This is a genomic window from Azospirillum sp. ST 5-10, assembly GCF_051225715.1.
Taxonomy (GTDB): domain Bacteria; phylum Pseudomonadota; class Alphaproteobacteria; order Azospirillales; family Azospirillaceae; genus Azospirillum.
Window position 1 is genome coordinate 16561 of record NZ_JBPJSP010000035.1, and the last position, 12605, is coordinate 29165.

13 protein-coding genes are annotated in these 12605 nt (G+C 73.3%); 7 read left to right on the forward strand and 6 right to left on the reverse strand.

All coding sequences use genetic code 11. The features are described from left to right. Positions 1-47 precede the first annotated feature (47 nt). A complete protein-coding gene (locus ACSBPG_RS27160) occupies positions 48-1007 on the forward strand; it encodes a zinc metalloprotease HtpX (RefSeq protein WP_435540373.1) in 960 nt (319 codons plus the stop codon). Between the two features lie 66 nt (positions 1008-1073). On the opposite strand, the gene ACSBPG_RS27165 is transcribed toward ACSBPG_RS27160, so the two are convergent. From ACSBPG_RS27165 to ACSBPG_RS27175, 3 genes are all read right to left on the reverse strand, one after another. Beyond that, positions 1074-1343: a hypothetical protein gene (locus ACSBPG_RS27165; RefSeq protein WP_435540374.1), complete on the reverse strand. Its 270-nt coding sequence runs from the start codon at positions 1341-1343 to the stop codon at positions 1074-1076. Positions 1344-1518: 175 nt separating this feature from the next. Next, positions 1519-1827, reverse strand: coding sequence for a hypothetical protein (locus ACSBPG_RS27170; RefSeq protein WP_435540375.1), 309 nt, complete (start codon positions 1825-1827; stop codon positions 1519-1521). Positions 1828-1876: 49 nt separating this feature from the next. Beyond that, the gene (locus ACSBPG_RS27175; protein WP_435540376.1) at positions 1877-2995 is read right to left on the reverse strand and encodes a DNA topoisomerase IB; all 1119 of its coding nucleotides are present in this window, start codon (positions 2993-2995) and stop codon (positions 1877-1879) included. Between the two features lie 171 nt (positions 2996-3166). Between ACSBPG_RS27175 and ACSBPG_RS27180 the strand changes: the two genes are divergently transcribed. Together ACSBPG_RS27180 and ACSBPG_RS27185 are read left to right on the forward strand one after the other, a co-directional pair. Continuing rightward, positions 3167-3424 carry a hypothetical protein gene (locus tag ACSBPG_RS27180; RefSeq protein WP_435540377.1) on the forward strand — a complete coding sequence of 86 codons (258 nt, stop codon included), beginning with the start codon at positions 3167-3169 and terminating at the stop codon, positions 3422-3424. Between the two features lie 106 nt (positions 3425-3530). Further along, on the forward strand, positions 3531-5153 hold the full coding sequence (locus ACSBPG_RS27185) for an alpha-amylase family glycosyl hydrolase (protein WP_435540378.1): 1623 nt from the start codon (positions 3531-3533) through the stop codon (positions 5151-5153). Between the two features lie 46 nt (positions 5154-5199). On the opposite strand, the gene ACSBPG_RS27190 is transcribed toward ACSBPG_RS27185, so the two are convergent. Further along, a complete protein-coding gene (locus tag ACSBPG_RS27190) occupies positions 5200-6042 on the reverse strand; it encodes a GntR family transcriptional regulator (RefSeq protein ID WP_435540379.1) in 843 nt (280 codons plus the stop codon). A 262-nt stretch (positions 6043-6304) separates the two neighbouring features. On the opposite strand from ACSBPG_RS27190, the gene ACSBPG_RS27195 reads away from it, so the two are divergent. Next, complete coding sequence (locus ACSBPG_RS27195) at positions 6305-6721, forward strand: universal stress protein (protein ID WP_435540380.1); 417 nt, start codon at positions 6305-6307, stop codon at positions 6719-6721. A gap of 185 nt (positions 6722-6906) precedes the next feature. Further along, a complete protein-coding gene (locus ACSBPG_RS27200; RefSeq protein WP_435540381.1) occupies positions 6907-7659 on the forward strand; it encodes a TerC family protein in 753 nt (250 codons plus the stop codon). Between the two features lie 62 nt (positions 7660-7721). On the opposite strand, the gene ACSBPG_RS27205 is transcribed toward ACSBPG_RS27200, so the two are convergent. Continuing rightward, positions 7722-8342, reverse strand: coding sequence for a glutathione S-transferase family protein (locus tag ACSBPG_RS27205; RefSeq protein ID WP_435540382.1), 621 nt, complete (start codon positions 8340-8342; stop codon positions 7722-7724). Between the two features lie 199 nt (positions 8343-8541). Between ACSBPG_RS27205 and ACSBPG_RS27210 the strand changes: the two genes are divergently transcribed. Further along, positions 8542-9438, forward strand: coding sequence for a hypothetical protein (locus ACSBPG_RS27210; protein ID WP_435540383.1), 897 nt, complete (start codon positions 8542-8544; stop codon positions 9436-9438). Positions 9439-9504: 66 nt separating this feature from the next. On the opposite strand, the gene ACSBPG_RS27215 is transcribed toward ACSBPG_RS27210, so the two are convergent. Then, positions 9505-10443, reverse strand: coding sequence for an EboA domain-containing protein (locus tag ACSBPG_RS27215; RefSeq protein WP_435540384.1), 939 nt, complete (start codon positions 10441-10443; stop codon positions 9505-9507). 150 nt (positions 10444-10593) lie between these two features. On the opposite strand from ACSBPG_RS27215, the gene ACSBPG_RS27220 reads away from it, so the two are divergent. Beyond that, positions 10594-12402, forward strand: coding sequence for an extracellular solute-binding protein (locus ACSBPG_RS27220; RefSeq protein WP_435540385.1), 1809 nt, complete (start codon positions 10594-10596; stop codon positions 12400-12402). Positions 12403-12605 lie beyond the last annotated feature (203 nt).

The window sequence follows — 12605 nt, forward strand, 5'->3', positions numbered from 1 at the left end:
GATGGCCCGGGGATGACGGGCCCGCGACGCCTTCCTAAATACGGGCCATGAACCCGACCTGGTCGCTCGCGGTGCACGCCCGTCGCAAGCGTGCCAACCTGATCCAATCGGCCCTGCTGCTCGGCGGCATGGTGCTGCTGCTGGGGCTGTGCGGCTGGCTGGTGGCCGGACCCGAGGGCGTGTTCTGGGCCTTCGTCGCCGGCGCCGTCGGGCTGGCCGTCGGGCCGCGGGTGTCGCCGCGCCTGGTGCTCGCCATGTTCGGGGCGCGGCGGCTCGCCCCCGCCGAGGCGCCGCGGCTGTTCGCGGTGGTCGACGCCATCGCCCGCCGCGCCGAGCTGCCCCGCCCGCCCGACCTCTACTATCTGCCCAGCGCCGCGCTCAACGCCTTCACCGTGGGCGGCCGCTCCGGCGCCGCCATCGCCGTCACCGACGGGCTGCTGCGCGCCCTGTCGCTGCGCGAGCTGGCGGGCGTCCTGGCCCACGAGATCAGCCACGTCCGCAACAACGACCTGGTGGTGATGGGGCTCGCCGACCTGGTGGCGAGCCTGACCCGTTTCATGTCCCTGTTCGGCATGCTGCTGCTGCTGCTCAACCTGCCGCTGGTGATGATGGAGCGGGAACCGGTCCCCTGGGGGCTCGCCCTGGTGCTGACCCTGGCGCCGCTGGCCGGGGCGCTGCTGCAGCTCGCCCTGTCGCGCACGCGGGAGTTCGACGCCGACCTCGACGCCGCACGCCTCACCGGCGATCCCGTCGGGCTGGCGGCGGCGCTGGAGCGCATCGAGCGGGTGCAGGGCCGCTTCTGGGAGGGGATGATGCTGCCGGGCCGGCGCAACGCCGACCCGTCGCTGCTGCGCACCCACCCCGAGACCGGCGAACGCATCCGCCGGCTGCTCGAACTGCGGGCGCCGGCCGCGATGCTGCCCGAGCTTGAGGCGATGCCGGTGGCGGTGCCGTTCCCGATGGTGGTGCGCCGGCCGCGCTACCGCGCCCACGGCTTCTGGTATTGAGCCGGCGTCGCGCCGGCGCCGCCGGACGCGCCGCCGCGTCCCGCGGCCGTCCTCCCGCCGGGCGGGTCAGGTCGGCATGCCGGGCTGGCGCAGGCCGAAGAAGTCCTGTTCGGTGGCGATGATGCAGGCGTGGCCGTCGTCGATCTGGATGGCGGTCCAGGTCGAGCGGTCGGGGGCCTGGAAAAGCTGCAGGGTCAGGCCGTCCCGGCTCGTCGGGCCGGTCGACGGGAGCTCGCCGAAGTCGTGCACGATCAGGTTGGCGACGTCGTCGTAGGAGGGACAGGAGATCGTCCCCTGGGCCACGAACAGGGACGCGGCGGCGATGACCGTCAGCATGTCGCACCTCGCGAAGATGATGTCACCGGAGTCAACACCGCAAAGGGGCTTCCGGTTGCCGGCTCTACCGAAGAGGCACAACCCCGTATTTCGGGGTACGGCGCCGGGTGGGGCCCGGGGGGCGCCTTCGCCGCACGCAGCGGCGTGCGGCGGCGTCCGGCGAAGGCGGGGGCGGTCAGTGGCGGCTGGCGGCGTGGTCGCCGTGCTCGCGGCGCTCCACCGTGTCGCGGCCGACGATCTTGGTGAACAGGCTGTCGTCCTCGTACAGCAGCGCCAGCTTCGACGATTCGAACTGCTCGAAGAAGTCGTCCCACGAGATGATGTCCATGCTCGCGGATTCGTTCTTCGGCGCGTCCGGGAAGGTGATGCGCAGGACGCCGAGCCCGGGGCCGTCGTCCCCGGTGCCCTTCACCACCGCCGGCTTGCCGCCGTGGGCCTCCACCCAGCGGCGGATCTCCTGATGGTCGGTCGTCGCTTTCGCCATGGGGCGTCTCCCTCGTCGCGGTGTCTCTGACGAGGGAGAACAGGCGCGCCTAACCCTTGTTGCGGCGCCCCGATTCGCGGGCCCGGGCGGCGCTTTCCCGCTGCAGCCGCTCGCGCAGGAAGGCCAGCACCGCCGCCTCCTCGGCCTCCAGGCCCGGCAGCTCCTCGCGCAGGTCGCGCTCCACCGCCACCTTCATCGCCTCCAGCAGCTCGCCGCCGAGATAGGCGTCCACCACCTCGGGGTGGACGTAGCTCCTGCGGCACACCGACGTCGTGTTGCCGAGCCGCGCCGCCACCCGCTCGATGGCGCGGGTGACGTTGCGCTTGGCCTTGGCCTTGCTGTCGAAGCTCTCGAACTCGGTCAGCGCCATGGCCGCCAGCACGGTCCCCGCCCAGGTGCGGAAGTCCTTGGCGGTGAAGTCCTCGCCGGTGATGCGCCGGAGGTACTCGTTGACGTCACCGGAGGCGATGGCGTGCCGGCGGCCGTCGTGGTCGACGTACTGGAACAGCTCCTCGCCCGGCACGTCGCGGCTGGCCCGCACCACCCGGGCGAGGCGGCGGTCGCGTAGGCGGACGTTCCATTCCTTGCCGGACTTGCCCTTGAAGGTGAAGCGGAGTTCCGCCCCGGCGATGTCCACGTGCTCGTCATGCAGGGTGGTGAGGCCGTAGCTCTGGTTCTCGCGGGCGTAGGTCTCGTTGCCGACGCGGATCAGCGTCGTCTCGAGGAGGCGCACCACCGTCGCCAGCACCTTGTCGCGCGGCAGGCCGCGCTGCGCCAGGTCGGCGTCGACGCGCGCGCGGATGGTCGGCAGCACCCGGCAGAAGTCGAGCATCCGGCCGTACTTGGTGCCCTCGCGCACCTCGATCCAGCGGGGATGGTAGCGGTACTGCTTGCGCCCGCGCGAGTCCCGTCCCGTCGCCTGGAGGTGGCCGTCCGGGTCGGGGCAGATCCACACCGACCGGTAGGCCGGCGGGATGGCCAGCTTGCGGATGCGGGCCAGCGTGTCCCCCTCCGCCACCTTGCGGCCGTCCGGCCAGAGATAGAAGAATCCCTTGCCGGCCCGGCGGCGGCGGATGCCCGGCTCCTCGTCGCTGACGTACACGAGGCCGGCGCAGGCGGCGGCCTGCTGCGGATCGACGGCGTACTCGGCGGGCGGGCGGGCGTCCATGGGCGGCGGTCCGAAAGGAAGGGTCGGGAGGAGAACCGCTGCGGACCCGCTTCGGTTGCCACCCCCGAACGGGCAGTTCCTTTTGCCGCACCCCCGCCTTATCGTGCCGGCGCCACCGCCCGGTGGCCGGATGCGAAAGGTCGTGCCCGTCCACCAGGGGAGATTCCAGCCATGGACGAGACCAAGCTGACCGCCGCCTGGCCCGGCCTGGAGATGACGGTCGTGCGCCGTGACCTGCCCGAGGAGGGGGCGGAGGCGATCGCCGTCACCGTGAAGGCGACGCCGTCCTTCGACGCCGCGCTGGGAGCGCTGGCGCTGCCGGCCGCGCTGGCGCTGATGCCGCTGCAGCTCTGGACCGGCTTGGCGCGGCAGGCCTGGGCGCCCTGGCTGGGAATGATGTCGGCCGTGCCACGGCTGGAGCGAAAATAGCCGCCGCCGCCGGCGCGCGCCCGATCGCTAACCTTTCCTTAGCCGCTCGCCGTCACCGTCGCGCCGATCCGCCGGATCGGGTCCGGCGACGGGTGCGGAGAACGGCATGGGCGCTGGGGCGTCGTGGCTGCGCGGAGCGGCCCTCTACCAGATCTATCCCTTGAGTTTTCGCGACGGCGACGGCGACGGTTGGGGCGACCTGGACGGCGTGCTCGCCGGGCTCGACCACGTCGCCGCGCTGGGTGTCGACGGCGTGTGGATCTGCCCGTTCTACCCGTCGCCGCTGGCCGACTTCGGCTACGACATCGCCGACCACCGCGACGTCGACCGCCGCATGGGCAACCTCGCCCTGTTCGACCGGGTGCTGGCGGCGGCCCACGACCGCGGCCTCAAGGTGGTGGTCGACCTGGTGTGCGGTCACACCTCCGACGAGCACCCGTGGTTCCAGGCGTCGCGCCGCTCGCGCAGCGGGCCCCACGCCGACTGGTACGTCTGGGCCGATCCCAGCCCGGACGGCACGCCGCCCAACAACTGGCTGTCGGTGTTCGGCGGCGCCGCCTGGAGCTGGGAGCCGCGGCGGCGCCAGTACTACCTGCACCATTTCCTGGCGGGCCAGCCGTCCCTCAACCTGCACGACGAGGACTGCCTGCAGGCGGTGCTCGACACCGCGGCGTTCTGGCTGGAGCGCGGCGTCGACGGCTTCCGCATCGACGCCGTCGACTTCTTCGCGCACGACCCGGAGCTGCGCTCCAACCCGGCGGTCGGCTGGCAGGGCGAGCCGCCGGTCAAGCCCTTCGCCCTGCAGCGCCACGTCCACGACATGCTGCACCCGTCGATCCGCGGCGTGCTGGAGCGGCTGCGGCGGCTGTGCGACCGCTACGAAGGGCGGGTGCTGCTGGGCGAGCTGTCGAGCCAGCCCGGCGGCCCGGCGCGCATCGCCGCCTACACCGCGCCCGGCGGCCTGCACGCCGCCTACACCCTGGGGGTGGCCAAGCAGCCCTTCTCCGCCGCCAACTTCGCCGAGGCGCTCACCGCCGCGGCGGACGCCGGCGCCATCTGCTGGAGCCTGTCCAACCACGACGTCGAGCGCGCCGTCAGCCGCTGGCTGCCGCCGGGGGCCGATCCCGAGCGCTTCAACGCCCTGCTCGCCGCCCTGTTCTGCTCGCTGCCCGGCACGGTCTGCCTCTACCAGGGGGAGGAACTGGCCCTGCCCCAGGCGATGCTGGCGCGCGGCGAGCTGCGCGATCCGTTCGGCAAGACCTACTGGCCGGAGTTCCAGGGCCGCGACGGCAGCCGTACGCCCTTGCCGTGGCGCGCCGAGGCCGACCATTGCGGCTTCACCACCGGCGACGCCCCGTGGCTCCCGGTCCCGGCCGCCCACCGGCCGCTCGCCATCGACCGCCAGGAGGCGCGCGAGGGCAGCCCGCTGGCGGTCTGGCGCGCCGCGCTGTCCCTGCGCCGCGGCCATCCCGCGCTGCGCGGCGGGGCGGTCGCGGCGGTCGAGGCGGCGGGGCCGGTGCTGGCCTTCGAGCGGCTGGCCGAGGGCGAACGGATGCTGGCGGCGTTCAACACCGCCGCCGTGCCGGCCGAGCTGTCGCTCAAGCACCGCCCGCGCTGCTCCGCCGTCGACCTGCCGCGGCCGCCGGGCGCCCCGGCGGCGGAGATCGCCGCCGACGGCCGCACCCTGGTGCTGCCGCCGCTGACGGGCTGGCTCGGCGTGGCGGGGTGACCGCCCGTCACATCAGCCCGTCACATCAGCCCGTCACATCAGCCCGTCACATCAGATAGACCGACGCCTCCTGCAGGAAGGTGATCATCCCGTCCTCGCCGAAGCAGGTCATCAGCGCGGCGACGAAGGACGGCGTACCGGCCTCCGACCCGTCCGCCGCCGTGGCGAGCGCGTCGATGAGGAAGAGGGCGATGCGCTCGATGTGGCTCGTCAGCAGCTCGACGGCACGGTCCGCCTGCCCGGCCTCGACCGCCGCGGCCAGGGCTTCGGCGTCCTGGCGGACCGAGGCGAAGGGACGCTCGAGGCGGCCGACGCTGACCCGCATGGCCATGACCTTGGCGGCGATCAGCCGGTGGGCGTCGGCCAGGAAGGGGTTGCCGCAGCGGGCGAACAGCGCGGCCTGCAGGGCTCCCTCGCCCTGCACCACGGCGGCCACGTCCTCGCGCTCGCACGCCCGCGCGATGTCGCCGGCCAGGCGCCGCAGGTCGCCGGCCAGGGCCGTGCGGTCGCAGGCGACGGCGAGCCGCAGCGCCGTCGAGGCCAGGGTCGACCAGTGGGTGCAGATGGGCGCCACCTCGGCGGCGTCGGGGGTGAAGACGAAGGTGCCGCGGTGGGGGAGGATGGTCACCAGCCCTTCGGTGCGGAGCTGCGCCAGCGCCTCGCGCACCGGCGTCTTGCTGACCCGCAGGATGCCGGCGAGGGTCTGCTCGGTCAGCGGATAGCCGGCCGGCAGCGCGCCGGCGACGATCAGCTCGCGCAGCTGCGCCGTCGCCGCCTCGGTGAGGGAGGGCGGACGGCTCAGCGGCTGCACCGGCGGACGCACCGACCGGCCGCCCGCGGCCTTCAGCCCGGCCAGCCGCACCGCCGTCTCTCCTCTGCTGCGTTCCATCGTCTCCGTTCCTCCGCTCCGGTCGGCACCGCGCCGCCCCCGGCATTATAGGCCGCGCCGGTCGCGCCGGCAACGCGGCGGCGGCGTCCGGTGCGCCGGATGCGATATCTGGACTACAAAATCTGGCATGCCACATGCGGCACGTGGCGTGTAATATATTGCGTTCCAGCAATCCGCGTGCTAGGCTTTCTTCATCATCGGTGATCGGTCATACGGACGATCCGACGGGCTGACCTCCGGCGGGTTTTCGGGAGGGAACGCGATGCGAATCTTGGTGCCGATCGAAGGTTCCGGACCGTCCGACCACGCGGTGCGCGCGGCCATCCGTCTGGCATGGCAGACGGGCGGCGAGATTCATCTGCTGAACGTTCGACCTCCACTTCCACAAAGCATCAGTGATTTTGTCGAGTACGACGACGTTTGTGACTTTCACAGTGAGCGGGCACGAAACACGCTGAGCAGCGCGGTCGATCTGCTGGACTCTTCGAACATCAACTATCGCAGCGCGATGACCGTGGGGCGCGGCCCGGCGGTCATCGCCGACTATGCCGCCGACCAGCGCTGCAGCCACATCGTCATGGCGGTCGGCGGCAACGGCGGCCTGGCCGACTTCTTCTACCGGCGGACCCCGCTGAAGCTGCTCAACGCGGCCGGGCTGCCGCTCACGCTGGTCAAATGACGTCACTCGGACCCGGCCGCAACGGCCGGACGGAAGGCGGTTCGGAAGGCCGCCGGGCAGGACAGGTCCTCTAGGACGGCGCCCCGGTCGCGGGCGCCCATCGTGGCGTCGCCTTCGCGGGAGGGCGCGCGACGCTGCCGGCTGCCTTCCTCGCGAAACCCCAAGGGGAGGAGACACGGACGGTGATGGAGTACGGTGATTTTGCGATGGCGCTGGTCCAGATCATCTGGATCAACATCCTCCTGAGCGGCGACAACGCGGTCGTCATTGCGCTGGCCTGCCGCTCGCTGCCGCCGCAGCAGCAGAAGCTCGGCATCATCCTCGGCACCGCGCCGGCGGTGGTGCTGCGCGTGATCTTCACGATCTTCATCGTCTATCTGCTGGAGATCCCGTTCCTCAAGGTGGTCGGCGGCCTGCTGCTGCTGTGGATCGCCTTCAAGCTGATGGTGCCGGAGGACGAGGGCGGCCACAACGTCGCGGCCGGCGGCTCGCTGGCGGCGGCGGTCAAGACCATCGTCATCGCCGACGCGGTGATGAGCCTCGACAACGTCATCGCCATCGCCGCGGCGGCCAAGGGCGACCTGCTGCTGCTCATCATCGGCCTCGCCATCTCGATCCCGATGATCGTGTTCGGCAGCACGCTGGTGCTGAAGGCGATCAACCGCTTCCCGATCCTCGTGACGGCCGGCGCCGCCCTGCTCGGCTACATCGCCGGCGAGGTCGTGGTGACCGACCCGATGCTGCACGACTGGGTCGAGCACAGCGCGCCGTTCCTGCACACCGTGGCACCGCTGCTGGGGGCGGCCGGCGTCGTCGCCATCGGCACCTACGCGGCCCGTGCCGCCGCCCGCCGGGCCGCGCACCAGCCGGAAACGGAAATCTCCCTGGAGCCGGACGAGGTTCCCGGCACGCGGACGGTCGCCGACGAGGCCGACTGACCGCCGGGGACGCGGAGGAAACGGGGGCGGCCGCGGGCATGCGGCCGCCCCCCTTGCCGTCTTCAGCCCACGTCCTGGCGGGGCATCAGCTCGTACTGGTGCTTGCAGCCGGGCTGCTCCAGCATGCGGGCGTGCCAGGCGCGGACGTTGGGAAGGCCGGACAGGTCGGCGGCCGATTCCTCGGCCAGGTCGATCCAGGGGAAGGCGAAGATGTCGGCGATGGTGACCCGGCCGCCCTCGACGAAGTCCTTTCCGGCGAGGTGCTGGTCGAACTGCGCGAGGCCGGCGGCGGCCGCCGCGTCCATGAAGGGCAGGGCGTTGGCGTCCTGATTGAAGCGGCGGATGGACCGCGCGCGCTGGAGCGGCAGCAGGACGTCGGCCATCCACGACAGCCACTCCGCGAGGCGCAGCGATTCGCGTTCGTCGCGGCCGCCGAACTTGCCGGTGCGCGCCGCGAGATAGGCGAGGATCGGCCCCGACTCCGAGAGCCGGACGTCGCCGTGCTCGAGCGCCGGCACCCGGCCGAAGCGGGTGATGGCGAGGTAGTCCGGCTCCTTCTGCCGCCTCTGGGAGAGGTCGATATGGCGGTAGGCGAAGGGCTCGCCGGCCATGGACAGGAACAACACGATGCGCGTCGCCGGCTGCGATGCGAAATGGCCATGGACGGTGTAGGCGGCGGTCACGGGGCGTCCCTCCCTTGATGGCGGCTCGATCCGGCGAGGGTGCCCGCAGGCGCGGGCGGACGCCAGCGGAATGCGCGGGGAGGCCCCGTCCGTCTCCTCCTTCGGGGCACTCCCTTCCCGAAGGGTGGGGATGGGAACAGGGCGGGTCTCCCGGGGTTCACCATATCGTTACCTCTCTTCCCAACCGGAGCACGGCCCGATGCCGTCGTCCACCACCTCGCCCCTCGCCACCACCCGACCCGCCGTCCCGGCGGCCCGCCGTGCCCACCCCGTGCGGGCGCTGGTCGCCCTGGCGCGTCCGGCCGCCGTGGTCGGCGCGGTGGCGGTCGTCCTGGCCGGCCATGCCGCGGCCCCGCCCGCCGAGGCGGGGGCCCTGGCCTGGCTGCTGGCGGCCGCGGCGGCGCTCGGGCTGGCGGCGGCGCTGCTGGGTGGCGCCTTCGCCGACCTCGGGTCGGGCGCGCCGCGCACCGCGGCCTCGGCGGTCGCCGGCCTGCTGATGGCCGGGGCGACGCTGGCCGCGTTGCAGGTTTCGCTCCCCGCCGGCTGGCTGGCCGCCACCACCGCGGCGGCGGCGGCGGCGGCTCTGGCGGGGCTGGTCCGGCGGGCGTGGCTCGGGCCGCCCCTGGCCGGGACGGCGGTGGCCGGCCTCTATCTGCTGGGCACCGCCGGCGCGCCGCCGGCCGCGGCGGCGATCTCGGCGGCGGCGCTGGCCCCCTTCTGCTACGGCGCCGCCTTCGCCGTCCTCGCCCGCGGCGGTGCGTGGCACGGCGACCGCCGCCCGGCCTACCTCGCCCTGGCGCTGGTCCTGCTGGCGGTCCTGCTGCCGCTGACCCTGGGATGGGACACCCGCTATTCCGGCCTGTCGGCGCTTCCCTTCGCCCTGGTCCTGGCGTGGCAGGTGCTGCCCGACGTGGCCTGGGCCGCCTCCGATCCCCGCCCGGTGCCGGTCCACACCGCGCTGGCCACCGGCGGCATCGCCGCGCCGGCGCTGGCGGCCGCCGTGACGGCCGGCTTCTCCGGCATGCTGCCGGGCCTGTTCGTCCTGGCGCTCCTGCCGGCGGCCGGGCTGCTGGAACGGCTGTGGGGCGACCGGTAGACCGGCGACGGAGGCGGCACGTTCGGCGCCGCCCGTGACGGAGGCGGCGCGTTCGGCGCCGCCCGTTCACCCCGCCCGGCGCAACGGGGCCTCGTTCACCCGCTCCCAGGTGATGCGTCCGGCGGCCACGCCGTCGCGCAGATCGGCGTGGGCGTCCAGCGCGGCGCGGGCGCGGGCGTCCGGGCTGCGCGACAGGGCCAGGGCCGCCGCCATGCGCGCCGCCGGCTCGTCGTTCTCGAGGAGGGCGGCGAGATCGTCGACCAGGGCGCCGGCGGCGCGGCCGCCCAGGGCCTGCCACAGGCCGGGCGGCACCGGCCGGCCGGCGGCCCGGCGCTGGCGGACATGCTCGTGGAGTTCGTGCGCCAGCACGGTGTTGGCCCGCCGGTCCAGCCCTTCCACCGCCGCCAGCGGCACGTCGAGGAACACCGCCCGCATCACGGTGCGGTTCCACGCGCCCTCGTCGAAATGGTCGGCCGGGTAGGGGTTGTGCACGGCCAGCGCGTCGAACAGCGCCGGCTCGTCGCTGCGCACTGCCTCCAGCGCCCACGGCAGGTGCGCCCCGGGGTAGGGGAGCAGCGGCAGGGTGCGGTAGACGGCCACCGCCTCCGACACCCCGCCGGTCTTCAGCAGGGTCGTCAGCATCCGGCCGTACGCGTCGGGATCGCTGTCGTCGTAGCCGAGCAGCAGCATGGCGCGTGCCGCCACGTCGGCCGTCCAGCGGTCGGGGCGCCAGCCGGCGCGGGCGCGCTCCGCCTCCTGCCGCTCGTCGGCCGACAGGCGCAGCGCGGCGCGGCCGACCCGCTGCGGGGCGGCGGCGAAGGCGGCGTAGAAATCGCCGTCCGGCGCCCCCCCGTTCACGGCGTCGCGGACGCCGTCGAGCCAGTCGACGCCTTCGGGCGGCGCGGCGGCCTTCAGCCAGCGGCGCAACAGCGCCAGCGCGTGCTGGGTGTCGACGGGATGGTAGGACGCCGGGCCGGCGGCGGACGGGCTGGCGGGGGTCGGCATCGCGGTCTCCTCCCAAAGGGGCTGCCCGAAGGGGCGTCGATCGCCGGATAACCCACCCCGCGCGGCGAAGGTTCCTGGACCGCGACCCCGGCGGAACCCAGCTGTTGACCCATCGGCCGAGCCGAGGCCCGGAAGACGGAGGACCCCACCATGCTGCGGACGATCGCCGCGCTGATCCTTGCCCTCGCCGCCGCGACCGGTGCCCACGCCAGCGAGCCGCGGCACGCCCTGGCGCTCTACGGCGAGCCCAAGTACGGGCCGGAATTCCGCCATTTCGGCTACGTGAACCCGGACGCCCCCAAGGGCGGCGCGGTCGCGCTGTCGGCCGTCGGCAGCTTCGACACGCTCAACCCCTACACCCTGAAGGGCGTCCCGGCGGCCGGCCTCGGCTCCATGTACGACACGCTGATGGCGAGCTCCGACGACGAGACCTTCACCCAATACGGGCTGCTCGCCGAGACGGTGGAGGTCGCCGACGACCTCTCCTGGGTGCGCTTCGTCCTGCGCCCGCAGGCCCGCTGGCACGACGGGCGGCCGGTCACCGCCGCCGACGTCGCCTTCAGCTTCGACGTCCTGACCACCAACCACCCCTTCTACAAGGGCTATTACGCCGGCGTCCGGGCCGTCGAGGTGGAGGGCGAGCGCGCCGTGCGCTTCCTGTTCAATCCCGGCGACAACCGTGAGCTGCCGCTGATCCTCGGCCAGCTGCCGGTGCTGCCCCGGCACTACTGGCAGGGGCGGGACTTCGCCAAGTCGACCCTGGAACCGCCGCTCGGCAGCGGCCCGTACCGCATCGCCCGCGTCGATCCCGGCCGCTCCATCGTCTACGAGCGGGTGACCGACTACTGGGGGCGCGACCTGCCGGTGAACGCGGGCCGCCACAACTTCGGCTCGATCGCCTACGAGTACTACCGCGACACCGCCGTGGCGCTGCAGGCCTTCCGCTCGGGCCTCGTCGACTTCCGCGCCGAGAACGCCGCCAAGACCTGGGCCACCGGCTACGATGTCGCGGAGATCGCCGACGGGCGGATCGTCAAGGAGGAGATCCCGCACCGGAATCCCGCGGGCATGCAGGGATACGTCTTCAACACCCGGCGTCCGATCTTCCAGGACCCGCGGGTGCGCTACGCCATCGCCCACGCCTTCGACTTCGAATGGACCAACGCGACGCTGCTCTACGGCGCCTACACCCGCACCGACAGCTATTTCGACAACTCCGACCTGCAATCGCGCGGCGTGCCCGACACGCCCCAGCTGGCGTTGCTGGAGCCGCTGCGCGGCCAGGTGCCGGACGAGGTCTTCCTGCGCCCCTACGAGCCGCCCTCGACCGACGGTCCCAACGGCCTGCGCCGCAACCTGCTGACGGCCCAGCGCCTGCTGGAGGACGCGGGATGGGAGATCCGCGACGGCGTGCGGGTGAACGCCGGCACCGGTCGGGCCCTGGAGTTCGAGATCCTTCTCGACTCGCCGACCTTCGAGCGGATCACCCTGCCGTTCGTCGCCAACCTGCGCCGCCTCGGCATCCGCGCCACGGTGCGTACGGTGGACGCCGCGCAGTATCAGAACCGCGTCCGCGACTTCGACTTCGACATGGTCGTCCATGTCTGGCCGCAGTCGCTGTCGCCCGGCAACGAGCAGCGGGGCTTCTGGGGGGCCGCGGCCGCCGACTCGCCGGGCAGCGAGAATCTCGCCGGCGTCCGCAGCCCCGCCGTCGACCGCCTGATCGACGCCATCGTCCAGGCCACCACCCGCAAGGGGCTGGAATCCGCGGTGGCGGCGCTCGACCGCGTGCTCCTGTGGAGCCACTACGTGGTGCCGCACTGGCACAGCGGCGTCTACCGGGTCGCCTACTGGCGCCGCCTGCACCGTCCCGATGTGCTGCCGCCGTACGCGCTGGCGTTCGACGCCTGGTGGGTCGACGCAGCCGACCGCTCGGTCGCCGAGCAGCCCGCCCGCTGATCGGCGTCCCGCTGGGCCGGCCGCCGCCGGCCGAGGCGGCGGACCGTCCCACCCCCCGCCGGCGACCGGCCGGATGTCCGCGCGTCCGGCTTTTCGCCGACGGTGCGCCGACGGATTTCCTGCGCAAGCGCGTCCATGCCGGCTAGGCTGGCGATCGCCGCGGCGCCGGCGCGTGGCACGCATCGCACGGTGGTTTCCCTGGC

Coding starts and splice junctions, on each gene's coding strand:
- ACSBPG_RS27210 (WP_435540383.1), top strand. CDS start 8,542: ATGCCGTCGTCCACCACCTCGCCCCTCGCCACCACCCGACCCGCCGTC.
- ACSBPG_RS27160 (WP_435540373.1), top strand. CDS start 48: ATGAACCCGACCTGGTCGCTCGCGGTGCACGCCCGTCGCAAGCGTGCC.
- ACSBPG_RS27220 (WP_435540385.1), top strand. CDS start 10,594: ATGCTGCGGACGATCGCCGCGCTGATCCTTGCCCTCGCCGCCGCGACC.
- ACSBPG_RS27180 (WP_435540377.1), top strand. CDS start 3,167: ATGGACGAGACCAAGCTGACCGCCGCCTGGCCCGGCCTGGAGATGACG.
- ACSBPG_RS27185 (WP_435540378.1), top strand. CDS start 3,531: ATGGGCGCTGGGGCGTCGTGGCTGCGCGGAGCGGCCCTCTACCAGATC.
- ACSBPG_RS27195 (WP_435540380.1), top strand. CDS start 6,305: ATGCGAATCTTGGTGCCGATCGAAGGTTCCGGACCGTCCGACCACGCG.
- ACSBPG_RS27200 (WP_435540381.1), top strand. CDS start 6,907: ATGGAGTACGGTGATTTTGCGATGGCGCTGGTCCAGATCATCTGGATC.
- ACSBPG_RS27170 (WP_435540375.1), bottom strand. CDS start 1,827: ATGGCGAAAGCGACGACCGACCATCAGGAGATCCGCCGCTGGGTGGAG.
- ACSBPG_RS27215 (WP_435540384.1), bottom strand. CDS start 10,443: ATGCCGACCCCCGCCAGCCCGTCCGCCGCCGGCCCGGCGTCCTACCAT.
- ACSBPG_RS27175 (WP_435540376.1), bottom strand. CDS start 2,995: ATGGACGCCCGCCCGCCCGCCGAGTACGCCGTCGATCCGCAGCAGGCC.
- ACSBPG_RS27190 (WP_435540379.1), bottom strand. CDS start 6,042: ATGGAACGCAGCAGAGGAGAGACGGCGGTGCGGCTGGCCGGGCTGAAG.
- ACSBPG_RS27165 (WP_435540374.1), bottom strand. CDS start 1,343: ATGCTGACGGTCATCGCCGCCGCGTCCCTGTTCGTGGCCCAGGGGACG.